Origin of the sequence: Undibacterium sp. SXout20W (assembly GCF_049340285.1) — a bacterium.
Lineage (GTDB): Bacteria > Pseudomonadota > Gammaproteobacteria > Burkholderiales > Burkholderiaceae_D > Undibacterium.
The window spans coordinates 267,717-283,624 of the sequence record NZ_JBMPPH010000001.1; the positions used below are offsets into that span (position 1 = coordinate 267,717).

14 protein-coding genes are annotated in these 15,908 nt (G+C 45.5%); 9 read left to right on the top strand and 5 right to left on the bottom strand.

The window, feature by feature from the left end; translation table 11 throughout:
* Window positions 1–162: 162 nt before the first annotated feature.
* Together ACO0K1_RS01315 and ACO0K1_RS01320 are read left to right on the top strand one after the other, a co-directional pair.
* Complete coding sequence (locus ACO0K1_RS01315) at window positions 163–1,524, top strand: cache domain-containing protein (RefSeq protein ID WP_423022012.1); 1,362 nt, start codon at window positions 163–165, stop codon at window positions 1,522–1,524.
* Between the two features lie 2 nt (window positions 1,525–1,526).
* Window positions 1,527–2,168, top strand: a complete 642-nt coding sequence (locus ACO0K1_RS01320) for a response regulator transcription factor (RefSeq protein ID WP_423022013.1) — start codon at window positions 1,527–1,529, stop codon at window positions 2,166–2,168.
* Window positions 2,169–2,297: 129 nt separating this feature from the next.
* On the opposite strand, the gene icd is transcribed toward ACO0K1_RS01320, so the two are convergent.
* Window positions 2,298–3,551 carry an NADP-dependent isocitrate dehydrogenase gene (icd, locus tag ACO0K1_RS01325; protein ID WP_423022014.1) on the bottom strand — a complete coding sequence of 418 codons (1,254 nt, stop codon included), beginning with the start codon at window positions 3,549–3,551 and terminating at the stop codon, window positions 2,298–2,300.
* Between the two features lie 263 nt (window positions 3,552–3,814).
* On the opposite strand from icd, the gene ACO0K1_RS01330 reads away from it, so the two are divergent.
* From ACO0K1_RS01330 to ACO0K1_RS01340, 3 genes are all read left to right on the top strand, one after another.
* On the top strand, window positions 3,815–4,369 hold the full coding sequence (locus ACO0K1_RS01330) for a pseudouridine synthase (protein WP_423022015.1): 555 nt from the start codon (window positions 3,815–3,817) through the stop codon (window positions 4,367–4,369).
* A 208-nt stretch (window positions 4,370–4,577) separates the two neighbouring features.
* Entirely contained in the window at window positions 4,578–4,787 is a 210-nt protein-coding gene (locus ACO0K1_RS01335) for a hypothetical protein (RefSeq protein WP_423022016.1), read from the top strand.
* A gap of 97 nt (window positions 4,788–4,884) precedes the next feature.
* On the top strand, window positions 4,885–5,340 hold the full coding sequence (locus tag ACO0K1_RS01340) for a DUF192 domain-containing protein (RefSeq protein ID WP_423022017.1): 456 nt from the start codon (window positions 4,885–4,887) through the stop codon (window positions 5,338–5,340).
* A gap of 284 nt (window positions 5,341–5,624) precedes the next feature.
* Here ACO0K1_RS01340 and rpsT read toward each other — a convergent pair whose 3' ends face one another.
* Window positions 5,625–5,888, bottom strand: coding sequence for a 30S ribosomal protein S20 (gene rpsT / locus ACO0K1_RS01345; RefSeq protein WP_186883248.1), 264 nt, complete (start codon window positions 5,886–5,888; stop codon window positions 5,625–5,627).
* A gap of 321 nt (window positions 5,889–6,209) precedes the next feature.
* On the opposite strand from rpsT, the gene ACO0K1_RS01350 reads away from it, so the two are divergent.
* Together ACO0K1_RS01350 and ACO0K1_RS01355 are read left to right on the top strand one after the other, a co-directional pair.
* Window positions 6,210–6,803, top strand: a complete 594-nt coding sequence (locus tag ACO0K1_RS01350) for a GNAT family N-acetyltransferase (RefSeq protein WP_423022018.1) — start codon at window positions 6,210–6,212, stop codon at window positions 6,801–6,803.
* A gap of 70 nt (window positions 6,804–6,873) precedes the next feature.
* Window positions 6,874–8,043, top strand: a complete 1,170-nt coding sequence (locus tag ACO0K1_RS01355; RefSeq protein WP_423022019.1) for a vWA domain-containing protein — start codon at window positions 6,874–6,876, stop codon at window positions 8,041–8,043.
* 103 nt (window positions 8,044–8,146) lie between these two features.
* On the opposite strand, the gene ACO0K1_RS01360 is transcribed toward ACO0K1_RS01355, so the two are convergent.
* Window positions 8,147–8,977: a response regulator gene (locus ACO0K1_RS01360; protein WP_423022020.1), complete on the bottom strand. Its 831-nt coding sequence runs from the start codon at window positions 8,975–8,977 to the stop codon at window positions 8,147–8,149.
* A 133-nt stretch (window positions 8,978–9,110) separates the two neighbouring features.
* On the opposite strand from ACO0K1_RS01360, the gene ACO0K1_RS01365 reads away from it, so the two are divergent.
* Window positions 9,111–11,102 carry a DNA topoisomerase IV subunit B gene (locus tag ACO0K1_RS01365; protein WP_423022021.1) on the top strand — a complete coding sequence of 664 codons (1,992 nt, stop codon included), beginning with the start codon at window positions 9,111–9,113 and terminating at the stop codon, window positions 11,100–11,102.
* 153 nt (window positions 11,103–11,255) lie between these two features.
* Complete coding sequence (parC, locus tag ACO0K1_RS01370) at window positions 11,256–13,571, top strand: DNA topoisomerase IV subunit A (RefSeq protein ID WP_423022022.1); 2,316 nt, start codon at window positions 11,256–11,258, stop codon at window positions 13,569–13,571.
* A 109-nt stretch (window positions 13,572–13,680) separates the two neighbouring features.
* Here the strand turns inward: parC and ACO0K1_RS01375 are convergent, their stop codons facing one another.
* The gene (locus tag ACO0K1_RS01375; protein ID WP_423022023.1) at window positions 13,681–15,333 is read right to left on the bottom strand and encodes a diguanylate cyclase; all 1,653 of its coding nucleotides are present in this window, start codon (window positions 15,331–15,333) and stop codon (window positions 13,681–13,683) included.
* Window positions 15,334–15,726 carry a response regulator gene (locus tag ACO0K1_RS01380; RefSeq protein ID WP_423022024.1) on the bottom strand — a complete coding sequence of 131 codons (393 nt, stop codon included), beginning with the start codon at window positions 15,724–15,726 and terminating at the stop codon, window positions 15,334–15,336. It abuts the gene before it with no gap.
* Window positions 15,727–15,908: the final 182 nt, after the last annotated feature.

Here is a 15,908-nt window from a genome sequence, read left to right on the forward strand (position 1 = left end):
TTCGGGTTCTGTTTCTTTTAAAAAGCCCCGCCCTTGCGGGGTTTTTTTTATTAGCTGGCCGCAATAGGCTCACACCGTGGTTGAAGCCTGATTCAAAGGTGTACTTTCTGACATTGATGAAGCTCACGTGATACATCCATTCACATTTTATGATCACACCGAATGAAACTTCGCTATAAGTTTATTCTTTTGACCATCATCCCTTTGCTACTTTCATTTGCTGGGATTGCTATTGCAGTATTTTTTCAAGCAACCAATCTTGCACAGCAACAACATAAAAGCATCGAAGACGCCTATATCAGTAGCAAAGAAACCGAATTAAAGCATTACGTCACGCTAGCGAATTCTGCCATTGCGCACGTGTACCAAAAAGGTGCCATCAATCCAAAGAACCAGGAAGAAGCAAAAAAAATATTGGCGTCGCTCGACTTTGGTGATGATGGGTATTTTTACATTTACGACCTGGAAGGCAAAAATCTTATGCATCCGCGTCAGCCTGAACTAGTCGGAAAGAATTTGTGGACCCTCAGCGATCCGGAAGGTAACTTCACCATTCAAAAATTAGTCAAAACGGCGATGAACGGCGGCGGCTCGGTGCGCTACCTCTGGGAAAAACCGTCCAGCCATCAAATAGTCCCCAAATTAGGCTATGTCGTTCTACTTCCCGAATGGGGCTGGGTATTAGGAACCGGCATTTATCTGGACGATGTCGACGCAGCGCTCACCAAGCTTGATGCGCAGTTTGTTAAGAATATCCATAGCACGATGTTCTGGATCGCCGGGATTACTATTATTTGCGCGCTTCTTATCGCCCTGTCCGGACTCGCATTAAACATCAGCGAATCGCGATTGGCAGATGCCAAGCTCAAAGCCCTTGCACGCAGTGTCGTCAGTTCCCAAGAGGATGAAAGAGCACGGTTATCGCGCGATTTACACGACGGTTTAAGCCAATTGCTGGTGTCAACGAAATTACAAGTTGAATCTGGGCTAGCGAAACTGAGTTCGCTCATTGAGCCTCCAGATAAGGCGCTGATTGCATTTCAGAGAGCGACCAAGCAACTAAACGAAGCATTAACAGAAGTACGCAGAATCTCGCATAATTTGCGACCCGCCATGCTCGATGACCTCGGCCTGGTGGCTGCATTCGAAAATCTATGTGAGGAATTTCACAATGCAACTGGACTTTCCGTATTATTTACACCACATACCACTCCACTTAGCTTGAACGCTATCAGCAATACCGTGCTCTACCGTGTTGCTCAAGAAGCACTCACCAATATCCATAAACATGCGCAAAATGTGAGCCATGTGGAGTTAGAATTACTAGCAATTGGGCAACATATTGTTTTAGTTATCAGCGATGATGGCAGTGGCTTCAATTTACAAAACATTGTCAACCACCCAAAACGTGGTATTGGGATCAGTAATATGCGTGAGCGCCTCGCTAGTATTCAGGGGCAACTTGACATTCAATCAAGTAATAATGGTACGCGGATTACGGCAAAAATACCAAATGGAGAATAAAGATGAATCCCGGGCAAACGATTAATATACTGCTGGTTGATGATCATCCGCTTGTCAGAGACGGTTTGCGAGCAAGACTGGAAACAGTGGCGCACTTTCATATTTCAGGGGAAGCCGGGAACGCCCATGACGCACTCAAGATCGCCTCTGAGCAGCAAACCGACCTGGTTTTAATGGATATTAATCTCGGCAACACCAATGGTATCAACCTGACCGCACGTTTTTCGCAAGAATATCCGCAGATTGCGATCATCATGTTATCGATGCATGAAAAAGCCGAATATGTAACGCAATCTGTACAAGCCGGGGCGCGTGGTTACGTGCTGAAGGATGCTCCGGCCGAAGACATTATCAATGCCATTGAAACGGTCAGAGCTGGAGGCAGCTACTTCAGTTCTGGTATTCGCACCCAAGAATCGACACGCAACTCATCGCAAGTACTGACTCAGCGTGAGCAATGTATTTTACAGAGCATAGCAACAGGCAGATCGAATAAGCATATCGCACTTGAACTTGGTTTAAGCGTTCGTACCGTAGAAACGCATAGGCTCAATATCAAACGTAAATTGAATATCGAAGGCCAAGCGGATTTGATTCGCTACGCCATCAATAGTTTGAATCAGTCTGATATCACGGGTACTTGATGGAACTGAAGGGAACTAAAGCGAACTGAATGAACTGAGGGCACCTAAAATCACCGAATGGTGTTTTTACATCGAGCTCAGACGTAAAAAAGCCGGCTCGCGCCGGCTTTTTTTTGACCAAAACCGATATTACATGTTTTGGATCATGACTTCGCCGAAGCCTGAGCAAGATACTTGAGTAGCACCTTCCATCAAACGTGCGAAATCGTAGGTTACTTTCTTCGCAGTAATCGCTTTTTCAGTTGAAGAAATTAACAAATCAGCGGCTTCAGTCCAGCCCATGTGACGCAACATCATTTCTGCGGACAAGATCAATGAACCTGGGTTCACATAATCTTTTCCAGCGTACTTAGGTGCTGTACCGTGAGTTGCCTCGAACATCGCGATAGAGTCAGACAAGTTTGCACCTGGCGCAATACCGATACCACCAACCTGTGCAGCCAGCGCGTCAGAAATGTAATCGCCGTTCAGATTCAATGTAGCAATAACGCTGTATTCTGCTGGACGCAACAAAATTTGTTGCAAGAACGCATCAGCAATCGAATCCTTAACAACGATATCTTTACCTGTTTTTGGATTCTTGAATTTGCACCATGGGCCGCCATCGATCAACTCTGCACCGAATTCTTTTTGTGCCAATGCATATGCCCAGTCACGGAAGCCACCTTCGGTGTACTTCATGATGTTGCCTTTGTGAACGATGGTCACCGATGGCTTGTCATTGTCGATTGCATACTGGATTGCTTTACGTACCAGGCGCTCTGTACCTTCGATAGATACGGGTTTGATACCAATACCAGAAGTTTCTGGGAAGCGGATTTTTTTCACGCCCATTTCATCTTGCAGGAACTTGATCAATTTTTTAACTTGATCGGAGCCTTCTGCGAATTCAATACCAGCGTAGATATCTTCAGAGTTTTCGCGGAAGATCACCATGTCAGTTTTTTCTGGCTCACGTACCGGCGATGGCACGCCTTTGAAATAACGCACTGGGCGCAGGCAAACGTACAGATCAAGCTCTTGGCGCAATGCAACGTTCAGGGAGCGAATGCCGCCGCCAACTGGTGTTGTCAAAGGACCTTTGATAGAAACAACGTATTCTTTCAACACTTTCAGTGTTTCTTCTGGCAACCAGACATCTGGCCCATACACTTTAGTTGATTTTTCACCTGCATAGATTTCCATCCAGCTGATTTTACGTTTACCAGCGTATGCTTTTGCAACCGCAGCATCGACTACTTTGATCATGACAGGGCTGATATCCACGCCAGTTCCGTCACCCTCGATAAACGGGATAATCGGATTGTCAGGAACGTTCAGCGAGAAATCAGCATTGACGGTAATTTTTTTACCTTCAGCAGGAACTTGAATATGTTGATACATCGTTTTCTCCGTAGTTGGATGAATATGCGAATTGCGCTATTCTCAATTATGCCTTGCTTGCTCATGCAAACGTCGGTAGCGATATTAACTCATTAAATCGTCGTTAAATCACTAACTATTGCACTTTGCAATTTACCCCGTAGTTGACTCTGCATCATCTACGTAATTAACTCTTATATAAGACACAAGACTGTAATTTCGTATTATGCACTAGAATTTTACTAGATGCCATCAGTTTACTGAATTGCGGTTACCATATTGCCATGAAACTGATTTTACTCAATAAGCCCTTTAACGTAATGTGTCAATTTTCCCCCCACCCTACGCGGGAAACTCTGGCGGATTACATTGACATTCCTAATACATACCCCGCCGGGCGTCTTGATGCAGATAGTGAGGGATTAATTTTACTCACCGACGATGGCAAGCTACAAAATCGCATTAGTCACCCCGATCATAAGCAGGCAAAGACCTATTTAGTGCAAGTTGAGGGGACGGCGACGAGTGAAAAACTGAAAAATCTCTCTGAACCTTTAAACTTAGGTGATTTCGTCACGCAAGCTTGCATTGCCAAGCACATACATCCGCCAAACTGGATCTGGGAACGACATCCACCGATTAGGGACCGTGCAAACATTCCCACCAGTTGGTTATGTATCATCTTATCTGAGGGCAAAAACCGCCAAGTGCGACGCATGACCGCCGCTGTTGGATTGCCTACCTTGCGCTTGATTAGGTCTGGTATAGGGGGATTTTCGTTAGAAAGCCACCCTCTCATGCCGGGAGAATGGCAAGAAGTTGATTTGCCTGCGACATAATTACGGCAAATAAGTACTTCAAATAATTACTTCAAATAATTAATTCAAATAATTAATTCAAATAATTAATTCAAATAATTATTTAAATTTATTTGAAAAAAGTGTGTCAACCGTTAAAGATTTGCGGCGTTTTTAGGTGTGATTCAACGGAATCGCACCACATTGACCAGTAGCACTTCTTAACAAAAACTTTTTTGAAGGACTTAAAATGAAAAAATTGATCGCCGCTTTAGTTGCAGGTCTGTTTGCTTCAGCTGTATTCGCACAAGCTCCTGCCCCTGCCGCATCTGCTCCTGCAGCTGCAGCTGCAGCGTCCGCTGATGCATCTAAGCCAGCCAAAAAAGCTAAGAAAGCCAAGAAAGCCAAAAAGGCAGCAGACTCATCTGCATCTGCCGCAGCACCAGCAGCGTCAAAATAAAAGCGAATTAAGTTTAGAAAAAGGGGCGGGAGCTTTTCCCGCCTTTTTTTTTTTGCTGTAGGATAGCGCTTTTATACTTAAATACCATTCACTGGCTATGACAAAAATTACTTCTATCACCATGCAATTACTGGCTGCTGCCAGCCTGGCATTGATCTCCTCAACCTCGCAGGCTCAATTGCAAGGGAAAATGCCTGTCAAGCAGTTGTCCGTTGGGATTTACGTAATCCAGGCAGAAGTAGCCTCGACACCAGCCGAACGCGAGCAAGGCCTGATGTTGCGCACCAAGATGGGCGGCAATGAAGGGATGGTGTTTGACTTTGGCGCCCCGGCTGGTGTGTGCATGTGGATGAAAAATACTTTAATCCCATTATCTGTTGCCTTTATTGATATTGATGGCAGAATCGTCAATATTGAAGATATGCAACCTGAAACCTTGGATTCCCATTGCGCAAAACGAACGGTAAATTACGCTTTGGAAATGAACCTGGGCTGGTTCAAACAAAAAAATATCAAGCCAGGAATGAAAATTGAAGGTTTACCGCTGAAGTAATGTCTACCGCGCAAAAAAAGAGCCTTAGTTTTCTTTTTTTTATTAAATCAAATCTACACGGTTGGCAGATTGACGAATGACTACGTTAGACATTGCTACCGACCTCACCTCTCCACCAAATACCATTAGGACCAATAGGCGCAGAGCAAATCTCGTATTCAGTAGAGATATCCCTTTTAGGCTGAATGAACGCAAAAAAACCGCAATAAATTGCGGTTTTTTTATTCACATCTGAATTTACCCGCTACATCGACCTAAAACAGACCGATGAGCAAGAGATTGGTTTAAGCCAATGCTTTCAGAGCGGAAGCCAAACGGCTCTTATGACGAGCTGCTTTGTTTTTGTGAATGATTTTTTTGTCAGCGATACGATCGATAGTCGATACAGATGCTTGAAAAATTGTTGCAGCAGCAGCTTTATCACCAGCTTCGATTGCTTTACGAACAGCTTTGATTGCTGTGCGCAGAGTCGAGCGTTGGCTGGAGTTATGTGCATTTTGTTTAACTGCTTGACGAGCACGTTTGCGTGCTTGTGCGGTATTTGCCATGAGATTTCCTAAACGTGGTCAAAGCGACGAGGTCAAAACATTTGATTAAATGCCACGCCGCAAAATTCTATACAGCTTTGCAGTATAACGGCTTTTACTTTCGTTAGCAAGCATTACTGTTGTTCTGAGTGAATAGAAGATTATAACTCCCTAATAACCGTCTATCCAACTGTTTTCATCATTTTTTTGCAACTGTTACTGAACAAGTTGGGCATTTTATGAGAAAGTCATATTTATCACATTGTTATCGAGGCTAGCTCATCTCTGGCATGACTATTTTTTGAATTCCAATCAAATTTAACTCCTACGAAGGAACTTGCAATGCAATGCACGCCGATCCACCTATCTGGTACTTATGCTTCTCTCGAGCCACTCACGCAGGATCACTTATCCGACATACAACAAGCCGCAGCAGATGGGGAATTGTGGAACCTGTTCTTCACTTCCGTTCCCGCTCCTGAAAATACCCGGCAATGGCTAGACATTGCATTGGATATGCAAAAACAAGAAACGGCGATTCCCTTTGTCATACGCGACAATGCAAGCGGGAAAATCGTCGGTTCGACCCGCTACTTTAAAATGGAACCCCAGAATAGACGCCTGGAGATCGGTCACACCTGGTATTCGCAATCAGTACAACGGTCAGGCGTTAACACTGATTGCAAATTATTGCTGCTCACCCATGCATTTGAAGTGTTTAATTGTATTGCAGTCGAATTTCGCACTGATTACTTCAACCATAAATCTCAGGCAGCAATCGAGCGATTGGGCGCCAAGCGCGAAGGGATTCTACGCAACCACGTCATCATGCCAGACGGGCGCATACGTGATACTGTTGTTTATAGTATTCTGGCGCATGAGTGGCCAGGTGTTAAAAAGAATTTGCAATATTTACAAAATAAATACGCAAGATAAATACACAAGATAAATACGCCAAAAAAGTTCGCCGCCTCGGACTAAATTTTATGCGTGGAGAGTAAACCAAGTGCTGATCGATTTTTTCTTTACCCTTAAAGATGCCAAAATCCCTGTTTCCATCAAGGAATTTTTGATGCTGCTGGAAGCCTTAGAAAAAGGCCTGATCAGTATGTCATTAGATGACTTTTACTTTTTGTCACGCACCATCATGGTGAAGGACGAGGCGCATTACGACAAATTCGACAAAGCATTCGGCCTCTACTTTAAAGGCATTGATACGATATTTGAAAAACATCCTGACATTCCGCTTGATTGGCTCACCAAACGTCTTGAACGCGAATTAACGGATGAGCAGAAGGCAGCAATTGAAAAGTTTGGCTATGACAAACTGATGGATCGCCTGAAAGAACTATTAAAAGAACAAAAAGAACGTCACGAAGGTGGGAGCAAATGGATTGGTACCGGTGGCACTTCGCCTTTCGGTAATGGCGGTTCTAATCCAGAAGGGATTCGTATTGGCGGCAAAGGTGGCAATCGCAGCGCCGTGAAGGTGTGGGAAGAGCGCGCATTCAAAGATTATGATGCCGAACGTGAACTCGGCACACGAAATATTAAAGTTGCATTGCGACGTTTGCGTAAATTTGCACGTCAGGGTGCAGAAGAGGAATTGGCACTCGACGCAACCATCAAAGCCACGGCGAATAATGCTGGTTATCTTGATATTAAGATGCAACCCGAACGCAAAAACAACATTAAAGTGCTGATGCTGCTTGATGTGGGTGGGACGATGGACGATCACATTGCTCAGACTGAAGAACTTTTTTCTGCGGCAAAAACAGAATTCAAAAACATGGAATTCTTTTATTTCCATAATTGCGTGTACGACTATTTATGGAAAAACAATCGCCGTCGCCACGCAGAAAAATTCCCAACGTGGGATATTTTGCGAAAATATCCAGCCGATACCAAGTTAATTTTTGTGGGCGATGCAACCATGAGCCCCTATGAAATCCTGCAACCCGGTGGCTCAGTTGAATACAACAATGAAGAGGCCGGTGCGGTTTGGCTGCAACGATTTGCAAGCACCTTCCCAAAATATATCTGGCTCAATCCAGAACCGGAGGGTCTATGGCAATACCGTCAATCTATTTCAGTCATCCGCCAAGTCATGAGTAATCGCATGTTTCCAGTCACTATTGAAGGCTTAGAAAGAGGCATGCGCTTGCTCAGTAAATGACCCTGCTGGCACTTCCGGTTAAACTCAGGCGCCAGGTCCAGCGCTAGCGATTAGCAGTCACACATAAGTAATCACTCTTCACAATCATCATGAGCAGTGGCTGCTAATTCGCCAGTAATAAATATTTTTTAAGCGTACGCACCAAGACCCGTCTCGACAATGGTTTTACCAAAAATCCTGCACATTTCACGCGTTCTGCGAGACCTGACTGGTATTCAAAAGACTTATCAATCAACATGATCACCGAAGTCTTCAGACCATCGTTTTGCTTTTTGAGCGCATCACATAGACGATAAGGGTCGATATTTGGTGTTGAGGTGTTAATTAACGTCAACGCATGCTGATTATTTCTATCTAGCAACAATGCGCTGCGTTCGTCCGAGGCCAGTGTGACTGTATAACCGTACGGATCCATCACAGCTGCGACATATTCACGAAACTGCGTATCTTTGTCGATCACCAGAATGCCTCCCTTGGCCACCGGTTGTTTACGCATGCGCTCATAAACCCCAGGGTCAGTCAGGTCAAAATCAAGGCGTTTAGCACGTCGGCGCTCTTGGACAGACAGTGGCGTATTCGCACCCAGAGTCGTCAGCAATAACTCGCGGCGACTTACCAGGTCATCGAGAACGTTGAAAATTTTGCGCCACCGGATAGGTTTAGACATGGTCTGATAAGGCAGTTCCACGTCAGTTTTACCAATTAACAACACTGGCTGTACATCACCTGGATTTAAATCTGATAGAGTCGCCAAAGCAGATAATTGCTCTGCATTAACAATAAATAGATCGGGATCCTGTACAGACCCTGGTTTCAAGCACGAATAGCTATACCCTTTCTCTCGTGCTACTGCAAGCACAGCGAAAAAAGTCTCTTCCTCTTTGGGGGAAAATCCAAGCAGTCGGATCGCGATCGTTGGAGTTTTTTGTGACATCGTTTATCCATCTACTTATTACAGCTACAATAGCTGTCAAACGTACGGAAGAATACATTGAAATTATGTACGCCTGACGAAATAATTGCAAAATACCATTACATTTCAACCAAAACAACAGATTTCTATTTGCATGGCCACTAAAAAAAATACTTCCCCATCCGACTATAGCGAATCGTCTATCCGCGTCTTAAAGGGCCTGGAACCGGTCAAACAAAGACCGGGCATGTATACCCGAACCGAAAACCCCTTACATATTATTCAAGAGGTGATCGATAATGCCTCAGATGAGGCCTTGGGTGGCCATTGTAAGAACATTCTGGTCACACTTAATGCCGACAGCAGCGTCACAGTCGAAGATGACGGCCGCGGCATTCCGGTCGGCTTACATCCGGAAGAAGGGGTGCCAACTGTCGAGATCGTGTTTACCCGCTTACATGCCGGGGGTAAATTTGACAAGGGTTCAGGTGGCGCCTACGCTTTCTCTGGCGGTCTACACGGCGTGGGCGTATCGGTAACTAATGCGCTTTCCAAACGCTTGGAAATTACGGTTTGGCGTGAAGCAGGTATGCATCAACTCACATTTTCTGATGGTGATGTGATTGAGCCTTTGCGTAGTCAAGCTTTAGGCCGCGGTGACAAAAAGAACGGTACCCGCGTCACTATTTGGCCAGACGCGAAATATTTTGATTCAGCGAACATTCCATTCGCAGAATTACAACGCCTGTTACGATCGAAAGCCGTTTTATTGCCAGGCGTCAAGGTCACATTGAGCAATGCCAAAACTGGCGAAAGTCAAACCTGGCAATATGATCAAGGCTTGCGTGGCTACCTGACAGAAGCGCTGGCACATTCCTCCCATGGTGAACCGCTGATCCCTTTATTTGAAGGTGAACAGTTCGCCAACTCGGACAGCGATGGTTTTGCTGAGGGCGAAGGCGCTTCCTGGGTAGTTGCCTGGACTGAAGAAGGCAATGTCGTCCGAGAGTCCTATGTGAACCTGATTCCAACGCCTGCTGGTGGCACCCATGAATCCGGCTTACGTGAGGGTTTATTTGGTGCGGTAAAGAGTTTTGCAGAAATGCACTCACTTTTGCCTAAAGGCGTCAAACTATTGCCCGAAGACGTCTTTGCACGCGTTTCTTTTGTTCTGTCGGCCAAAGTGCTGGACCCACAGTTCCAAGGGCAAATCAAAGAGCGTCTTAATTCACGCGATGCGGTCCGATTGGTTTCTTCGTTTACAAAACCACCATTGGAATTGTGGCTAAACTCGCACGTTGAATACGGTAAAAAACTGGCAGAACTGGTCATCAAGCAAGCGCAATCGCGGCTGCGCTCAGCGCAAAAAGTTGAAAAGAAAAAATCATCTGGTGTCGCAGTTTTGCCTGGAAAACTCACTGATTGTGAATCCAGCGATATCACACGCAATGAAATTTTCCTGGTGGAAGGTGACTCAGCGGGTGGATCGGCAAAAATGGGACGCGATAAAGAATTTCAGGCCATTTTGCCATTACGCGGCAAGGTATTGAATTCCTGGGAGTCCGAAAGAGACCGCCTATTTGCCAATAACGAAATTCATGACATTGCAGTGGCAATCGGTGTCGATCCACACGGCCCGAAAGATAGCCCTGATCTCAGTAACTTGCGTTACGGCAAAATTTGCATCCTGTCAGATGCTGACGTTGATGGTTCCCATATTCAGGTACTGTTATTAACACTGTTTTTCAAACATTTCCCGCAACTGATCGCTCGCGGTCACATTTGTGTTGCCCGTCCACCATTGTTCCGCGTTGACGCCCCAGCACGTGGCAAAAAACCTGCACAAAAAATCTATGCACTCGATGCCGGCGAACTGGCTGCCATTGAAGATAAATTGCGTAAAGATGGCGTTAAAGATGGTGCGTGGGCAATATCCCGCTTTAAAGGTTTGGGCGAAATGAATGCGTCCCAATTGTGGGAAACCACCATGAATCCAGATACCCGACGGTTGCTGCCAGTATCACTCGGTGAGTTCGACCAGGATTTCTCTGAAGCACGCTTCAATATGCTGATGGGTAAAGGCGAAGCTGCGGCACGACGATCATGGATAGAAGAACACGGAAATGCGGTTGAAGCCGATATCTGATCGTGAATAATCGTGACATTTCGCGATATTTCTATCAAGAGTGCACGACATTGAACTTCATGCACGCAAAACCATTGAAGAACTTTGACGATTTTTGACTATCTTTGACGATCATTCAAGTCCACTGAATTAAGTTTTAAAAAATTAAACACTATGAGCGAACAAGCGAATTTATTTGAACAAGTGCCACCACCCAATGATGGTGAAGCGCTGACGCTGGCGACTTTTGCCGAGCGAGCATATTTGGACTACGCGATATCAGTCGTCAAAGGGCGTGCCCTGCCCGATGTCTGCGATGGCCAGAAACCAGTACAACGCCGTATCCTGTATGCGATGAATGAACTCGGTTTGAATTCTAGCGCTAAACCACGCAAATCAGCGGCGGTTGTTGGTGATGTACTTGGTAAGCTACATCCACATGGCGATCAGTCGGTGTATGACGCACTGGTGAGGATGGCGCAGGATTTTTCTTTACGTTATCCACTGATTGATGGCCAGGGTAACTTCGGCTCACGTGACGGTGATGGTGCGGCAGCAATGCGATATACCGAAGCACGCCTGACGCCGATTTCTAGATTGTTGATGGATGAAATTGATCAGGGTACCGTTGATTTCCAGCCTAATTACGATGGCACCACCGAAGAACCAAAATTGTTACCTAGCCGCCTGCCATTTGTATTATTAAATGGCGCATCAGGCATTGCGGTAGGTTTGGCCACAGAAATTCCATCCCATAATTTAACCGAGGTTGCCAAAGCGGCCGTTGCCTTAATCCGTAACCCGGCTTTAAAACATGCTGAGTTGATGGAAATGATTCCGGGCCCGGATTTCCCCGGTGGCGGTCAGATTATCACTCCCGCCGCGGCAATTGCTGACATGTATGCGGCAGGCCGCGGCAGTATGAAGGTACGCGCGCGCTGGAAAATCGAAGAAATGGCACGCGGTCAGTGGCAAGCTGTCGTGACGGAACTACCGCCAGGTACGTCGTCACAAAAAGTACTGGAAGAAATTGAAGAGCTGACCAACCCTAAAATTAAGGCTGGTAAAAAAACATTGTCGCCTGAACAGATCTCTTTAAAACAAGTGATTCTATCTGTACTTGATACCGTCCGTGATGAATCAGGTAAAGATGCGCCAGTGCGCCTGGTCTTGGAGCCAAAATCCAAAAACCAGGATCAGGCCGAGTTCATGCAAATGTTACTGGCACATACCTCACTAGAAACATCAGCATCCATCAACCTGGTGATGATAGGTGGCGATGGACGTCCTCGCCAAAAAGGCCTGTTAGATATCCTGAATGAATGGATTGCTTTCCGCTTTACAACGGTCACCCGTCGTACGCAATTCCGCCTGAAAAAAGTCGATGACCGGATTCATATTTTAGAAGGTCGGGAAGCGATATTACTCAATATCGATGAGGTCATCCGTATCATTCGCGAATCAGACGAACCGAAACCAGCGTTGATACAAGCGTTTAAACTTTCTGATCGCCAGGCTGAGGACATCTTAGAGATACGTCTGCGTCAATTGGCCCGTCTGGAAACAATTAAGATTCAACAGGAACTGGCTGAGTTACGTAAAGAAAAAGCGACCTTGCATGATTTGCTCGATAACCCGGCATCGATGAAAAAAATGCTGATCAAAGAGATCGATGCTGATGCGAAACAATTTGGTGATGCTCGTCGTACAGTCATCGAAGAAGCTGCACGTGCATCTGTTGAGCAGAAAGTTATTGATGAACCAGTTACCGTTGTCATCTCAGAAAAGGGTTGGGTACGCGCACGTACTGGTCATGGTCACGAAGCAGCGCAATTTACCTTCAAAGCTGGCGATAGTTTGTATGGCACATTTGAGTGCCGTACAGTCGATAATTTGCTGGTATTTGGCTCCAACGGCAGAGTTTACTCTGTCGCCGTTTCTGCCCTCCCGGGCGCGCGTGGAGATGGGGTGCCGATCACCACACTCATCGACTTAGCCACTGGATCCAAGATTTTGCACTACTTCGCTGGCAACAACGATATTGGCTTATTGTTGGCATCGACTGCGGGTTATGGCTTTACTGCAAAAGTTGGCGATATGGTAGGACGTATGAAGGCAGGTAAAGCCTTCATGACGTTGGACGAGACTGACTTGCCATTGCCGCCGGCCGTGATTAGTGATGATGCAAGTGCGATCGCATGCTTATCTGAAAAAGGCCGCTTGCTAGTTTTTGGCTTGGCAGAAATCAAACAATTATCGAGCGGCGGACGCGGCGTTATTTTGATGGAACTTGAAGATAAAGAAAGCCTGCTTGCAGCCCAGGCAATCAGTCAAAAAGGTGTCAAAGTGTCGGGTATAGGGCGAGGTGGAAAACCGCAAGAAATCAACCTGAGTGCTAATGCCTTAAGTTTTCACATCAATAAGCGAGCACGTAAGGGTAAGGCCTTGGAAGCAAAAATTAAAGCATCTGGTTTACAGAAGACAAATTAAGCATTTAGCCAATATCAATTGTCCATTCTTGTTCTTTTGTCTCATAAAAAAGCCTGAAATTAATTTCAGGCTTTTTTTACATTCACATCCCCATTCCCATTCCCATGCATTAAGCCAAAGTAATTCGATTTCTTCCACTTTGCTTAGAAACATACATCGCAGCATCGGCGACTTCAAACAACTCGTCGGCATCTGTCGTCGCTTCAATATCCGCAACACCGCCAGAAAATGTCACTGAGAATTCAATATCGTCCGAGTGCTGACGAATCTTGGCAAATGCTAAGCGCACCTGGTCAAGCACTCTGCGGGCGGTAGTTGCCGTCGTATCCGGGAAAATAATCGCAAATTCTTCACCACCATAGCGACCAACAATATCACTTCTTCGCAAACGTTGGCGCAACAGACGTGCCAGTGTTCTTAACACCTGATCACCGGTCGCATGACCATAGCTATCGTTGATTTGCTTGAAGTTATCCAAATCAATCATGGCTAAAGCAAGATGTGCCCCATTGCGCCCAGCCTGTAAGATTTCAGAAGCCAACTGTTCTTTGATGGCGGTATGGTTATATAACCCAGTCAAGCCATCACGCATGATCAGTGCTCGTAAAGAACGATAACGTTCTGCGCGCGTCGACAACGACGAGATCAAATATTCTGGTGCAACTGGTTTGGTAATGAAGTCATCAGCACCTGCACGAACTGCATCAAGTTGCTTCGTTAAATCAGCTTCACTTGACAGAAAAACGATAGGTACATCCACATACGAATTGTCCTGACGTATTAAATGCGACAATTCGACACCACTACATACCGGCATATACACATCGAGCAGCAATAACTCAGGGCGGAAATCGGTCATCACCGATAAAATTTGCGATGGATCATCCAGCAAACGCACGTTCATGCCAGCATCGCGCAAAATCGCGCCGTAAAATTTTGACGTTACGGTATCGTCGTCAACAATCAAAATCCGATAGCCTTTGTATTCACCCCGATGCAAGATATTGTCGATTCGTTCAGTGACGGCAACAACATCCAGAGGTTTAGTAAAGTATCCATCGCCTTTCGCACGGACGGCGAGCAAACGAGATTCAAAACTACTTGATTTTGAAACAAAAATAGTCGGAATACGCAGACGTTGTAGTTGTTCAATTTTCTTTATTTCGTCGACACCAGCAATTTTTCCTTCAGGAAAACTCAATTCGATCACGATCACGTCTGGTCTGCGCGTAGCTACGGCAACCGCCAACTCTTTCAGTTGCGGAATCCGCCTCACTTCGTAACCAAAATGCTCCAACTGGGTTGTAATCGCTTGCTGTTGTTCATTGTCCTCATCAACGAGGTAAATGAGACTTGTAGTGTGGTTGATTGATTCAAACTCAGGGTCGTCTTCCGGTTCTTCCGCCTCGTGTGTTGCCATTTTAGCCAATCGGCCACGAGTTGAAATAAAATACACACGAAGGTCATTGGCGAACTTCTTCAGATCTTCGGCCGTCGGCGAAGCCGCCGTCAACCAAGGTTTGAGTTGCTGCTCAAACACCCGGGCCTGCTCCCCTAACTCGATAAATCCAAATGTCCCTGCAGATCCGGCCATGGTGTGCAGATGCCGGTGCAGAACATTTAATGCTTCTTTATTTGCGGGATCATGCTGAAAAGCAGCTAATGCATCAATAATTTCATCGAATTTCGAGGGTAATTTTTGCAAAAAAACGGCCTCAAGAGCGCGTAATTTTTCTTGCAAACTGTCATTTTTCTCAGACATCTATATCCTTTCCTGCCAAAGTTTCAACACTTGTGTTGACAACTCCATAGGATCAAATGGTTTGGCGATAACACCTACCGCGCCCAAAGATTTGTAATAATCCAACTCTGACGACTGCACTTTTGCTGTCATGAATACCACCGGGGTCGTTGCGGTTGTTGGAAGTTTGCGTAATTCGGCTAGTGTGGTGGGTCCGTCCATATTTGGCATCATGACATCGAGCAATAATAAATCCGGGACGAAGCCAGATTGTATTTCTGCCAGAGCAAGTGCTCCTGAGCTGCATGTTTTCAAAGAGAATCCACCAACAACCTCTAAAGCAATCTGCGCCACAGTTTGAATATCTGGATCATCCTCAACATACAAAATATTGGCTAAGTTTGCTGATGTCATTGTTACTCCCCAAACATAAATGTCGAATTGATCTGGTCAGGATAAATCAAGACTGATCCCAAAACAACCGAAAACCTACAGCTACAGTCAAAAAATTACCGTAAAACGTCAAATTTGCACGCATGAATTCAGCTTGTGAATCAGCTTGTGAATCAGCTTGTGAATCGACGTACAAATCAACG

What these genes read in the sequence shown, in the direction of transcription:
- ACO0K1_RS01315 (WP_423022012.1), top strand. Translation starts at nt 163, where the DNA reads ATGAAACTTCGCTATAAGTTTATTCTTTTGACCATCATCCCTTTGCTA.
- ACO0K1_RS01320 (WP_423022013.1), top strand. Translation starts at nt 1,527, where the DNA reads ATGAATCCCGGGCAAACGATTAATATACTGCTGGTTGATGATCATCCG.
- icd (WP_423022014.1), bottom strand. Translation starts at nt 3,551, where the DNA reads ATGTATCAACATATTCAAGTTCCTGCTGAAGGTAAAAAAATTACCGTC.
- ACO0K1_RS01330 (WP_423022015.1), top strand. Translation starts at nt 3,815, where the DNA reads ATGAAACTGATTTTACTCAATAAGCCCTTTAACGTAATGTGTCAATTT.
- ACO0K1_RS01335 (WP_423022016.1), top strand. Translation starts at nt 4,578, where the DNA reads ATGAAAAAATTGATCGCCGCTTTAGTTGCAGGTCTGTTTGCTTCAGCT.
- ACO0K1_RS01340 (WP_423022017.1), top strand. Translation starts at nt 4,885, where the DNA reads ATGACAAAAATTACTTCTATCACCATGCAATTACTGGCTGCTGCCAGC.
- rpsT (WP_186883248.1), bottom strand. Translation starts at nt 5,888, where the DNA reads ATGGCAAATACCGCACAAGCACGCAAACGTGCTCGTCAAGCAGTTAAA.
- ACO0K1_RS01350 (WP_423022018.1), top strand. Translation starts at nt 6,210, where the DNA reads ATGCAATGCACGCCGATCCACCTATCTGGTACTTATGCTTCTCTCGAG.
- ACO0K1_RS01360 (WP_423022020.1), bottom strand. Translation starts at nt 8,977, where the DNA reads ATGTCACAAAAAACTCCAACGATCGCGATCCGACTGCTTGGATTTTCC.
- ACO0K1_RS01365 (WP_423022021.1), top strand. Translation starts at nt 9,111, where the DNA reads ATGGCCACTAAAAAAAATACTTCCCCATCCGACTATAGCGAATCGTCT.
- parC (WP_423022022.1), top strand. Translation starts at nt 11,256, where the DNA reads ATGAGCGAACAAGCGAATTTATTTGAACAAGTGCCACCACCCAATGAT.
- ACO0K1_RS01375 (WP_423022023.1), bottom strand. Translation starts at nt 15,333, where the DNA reads ATGTCTGAGAAAAATGACAGTTTGCAAGAAAAATTACGCGCTCTTGAG.
- ACO0K1_RS01380 (WP_423022024.1), bottom strand. Translation starts at nt 15,726, where the DNA reads ATGACATCAGCAAACTTAGCCAATATTTTGTATGTTGAGGATGATCCA.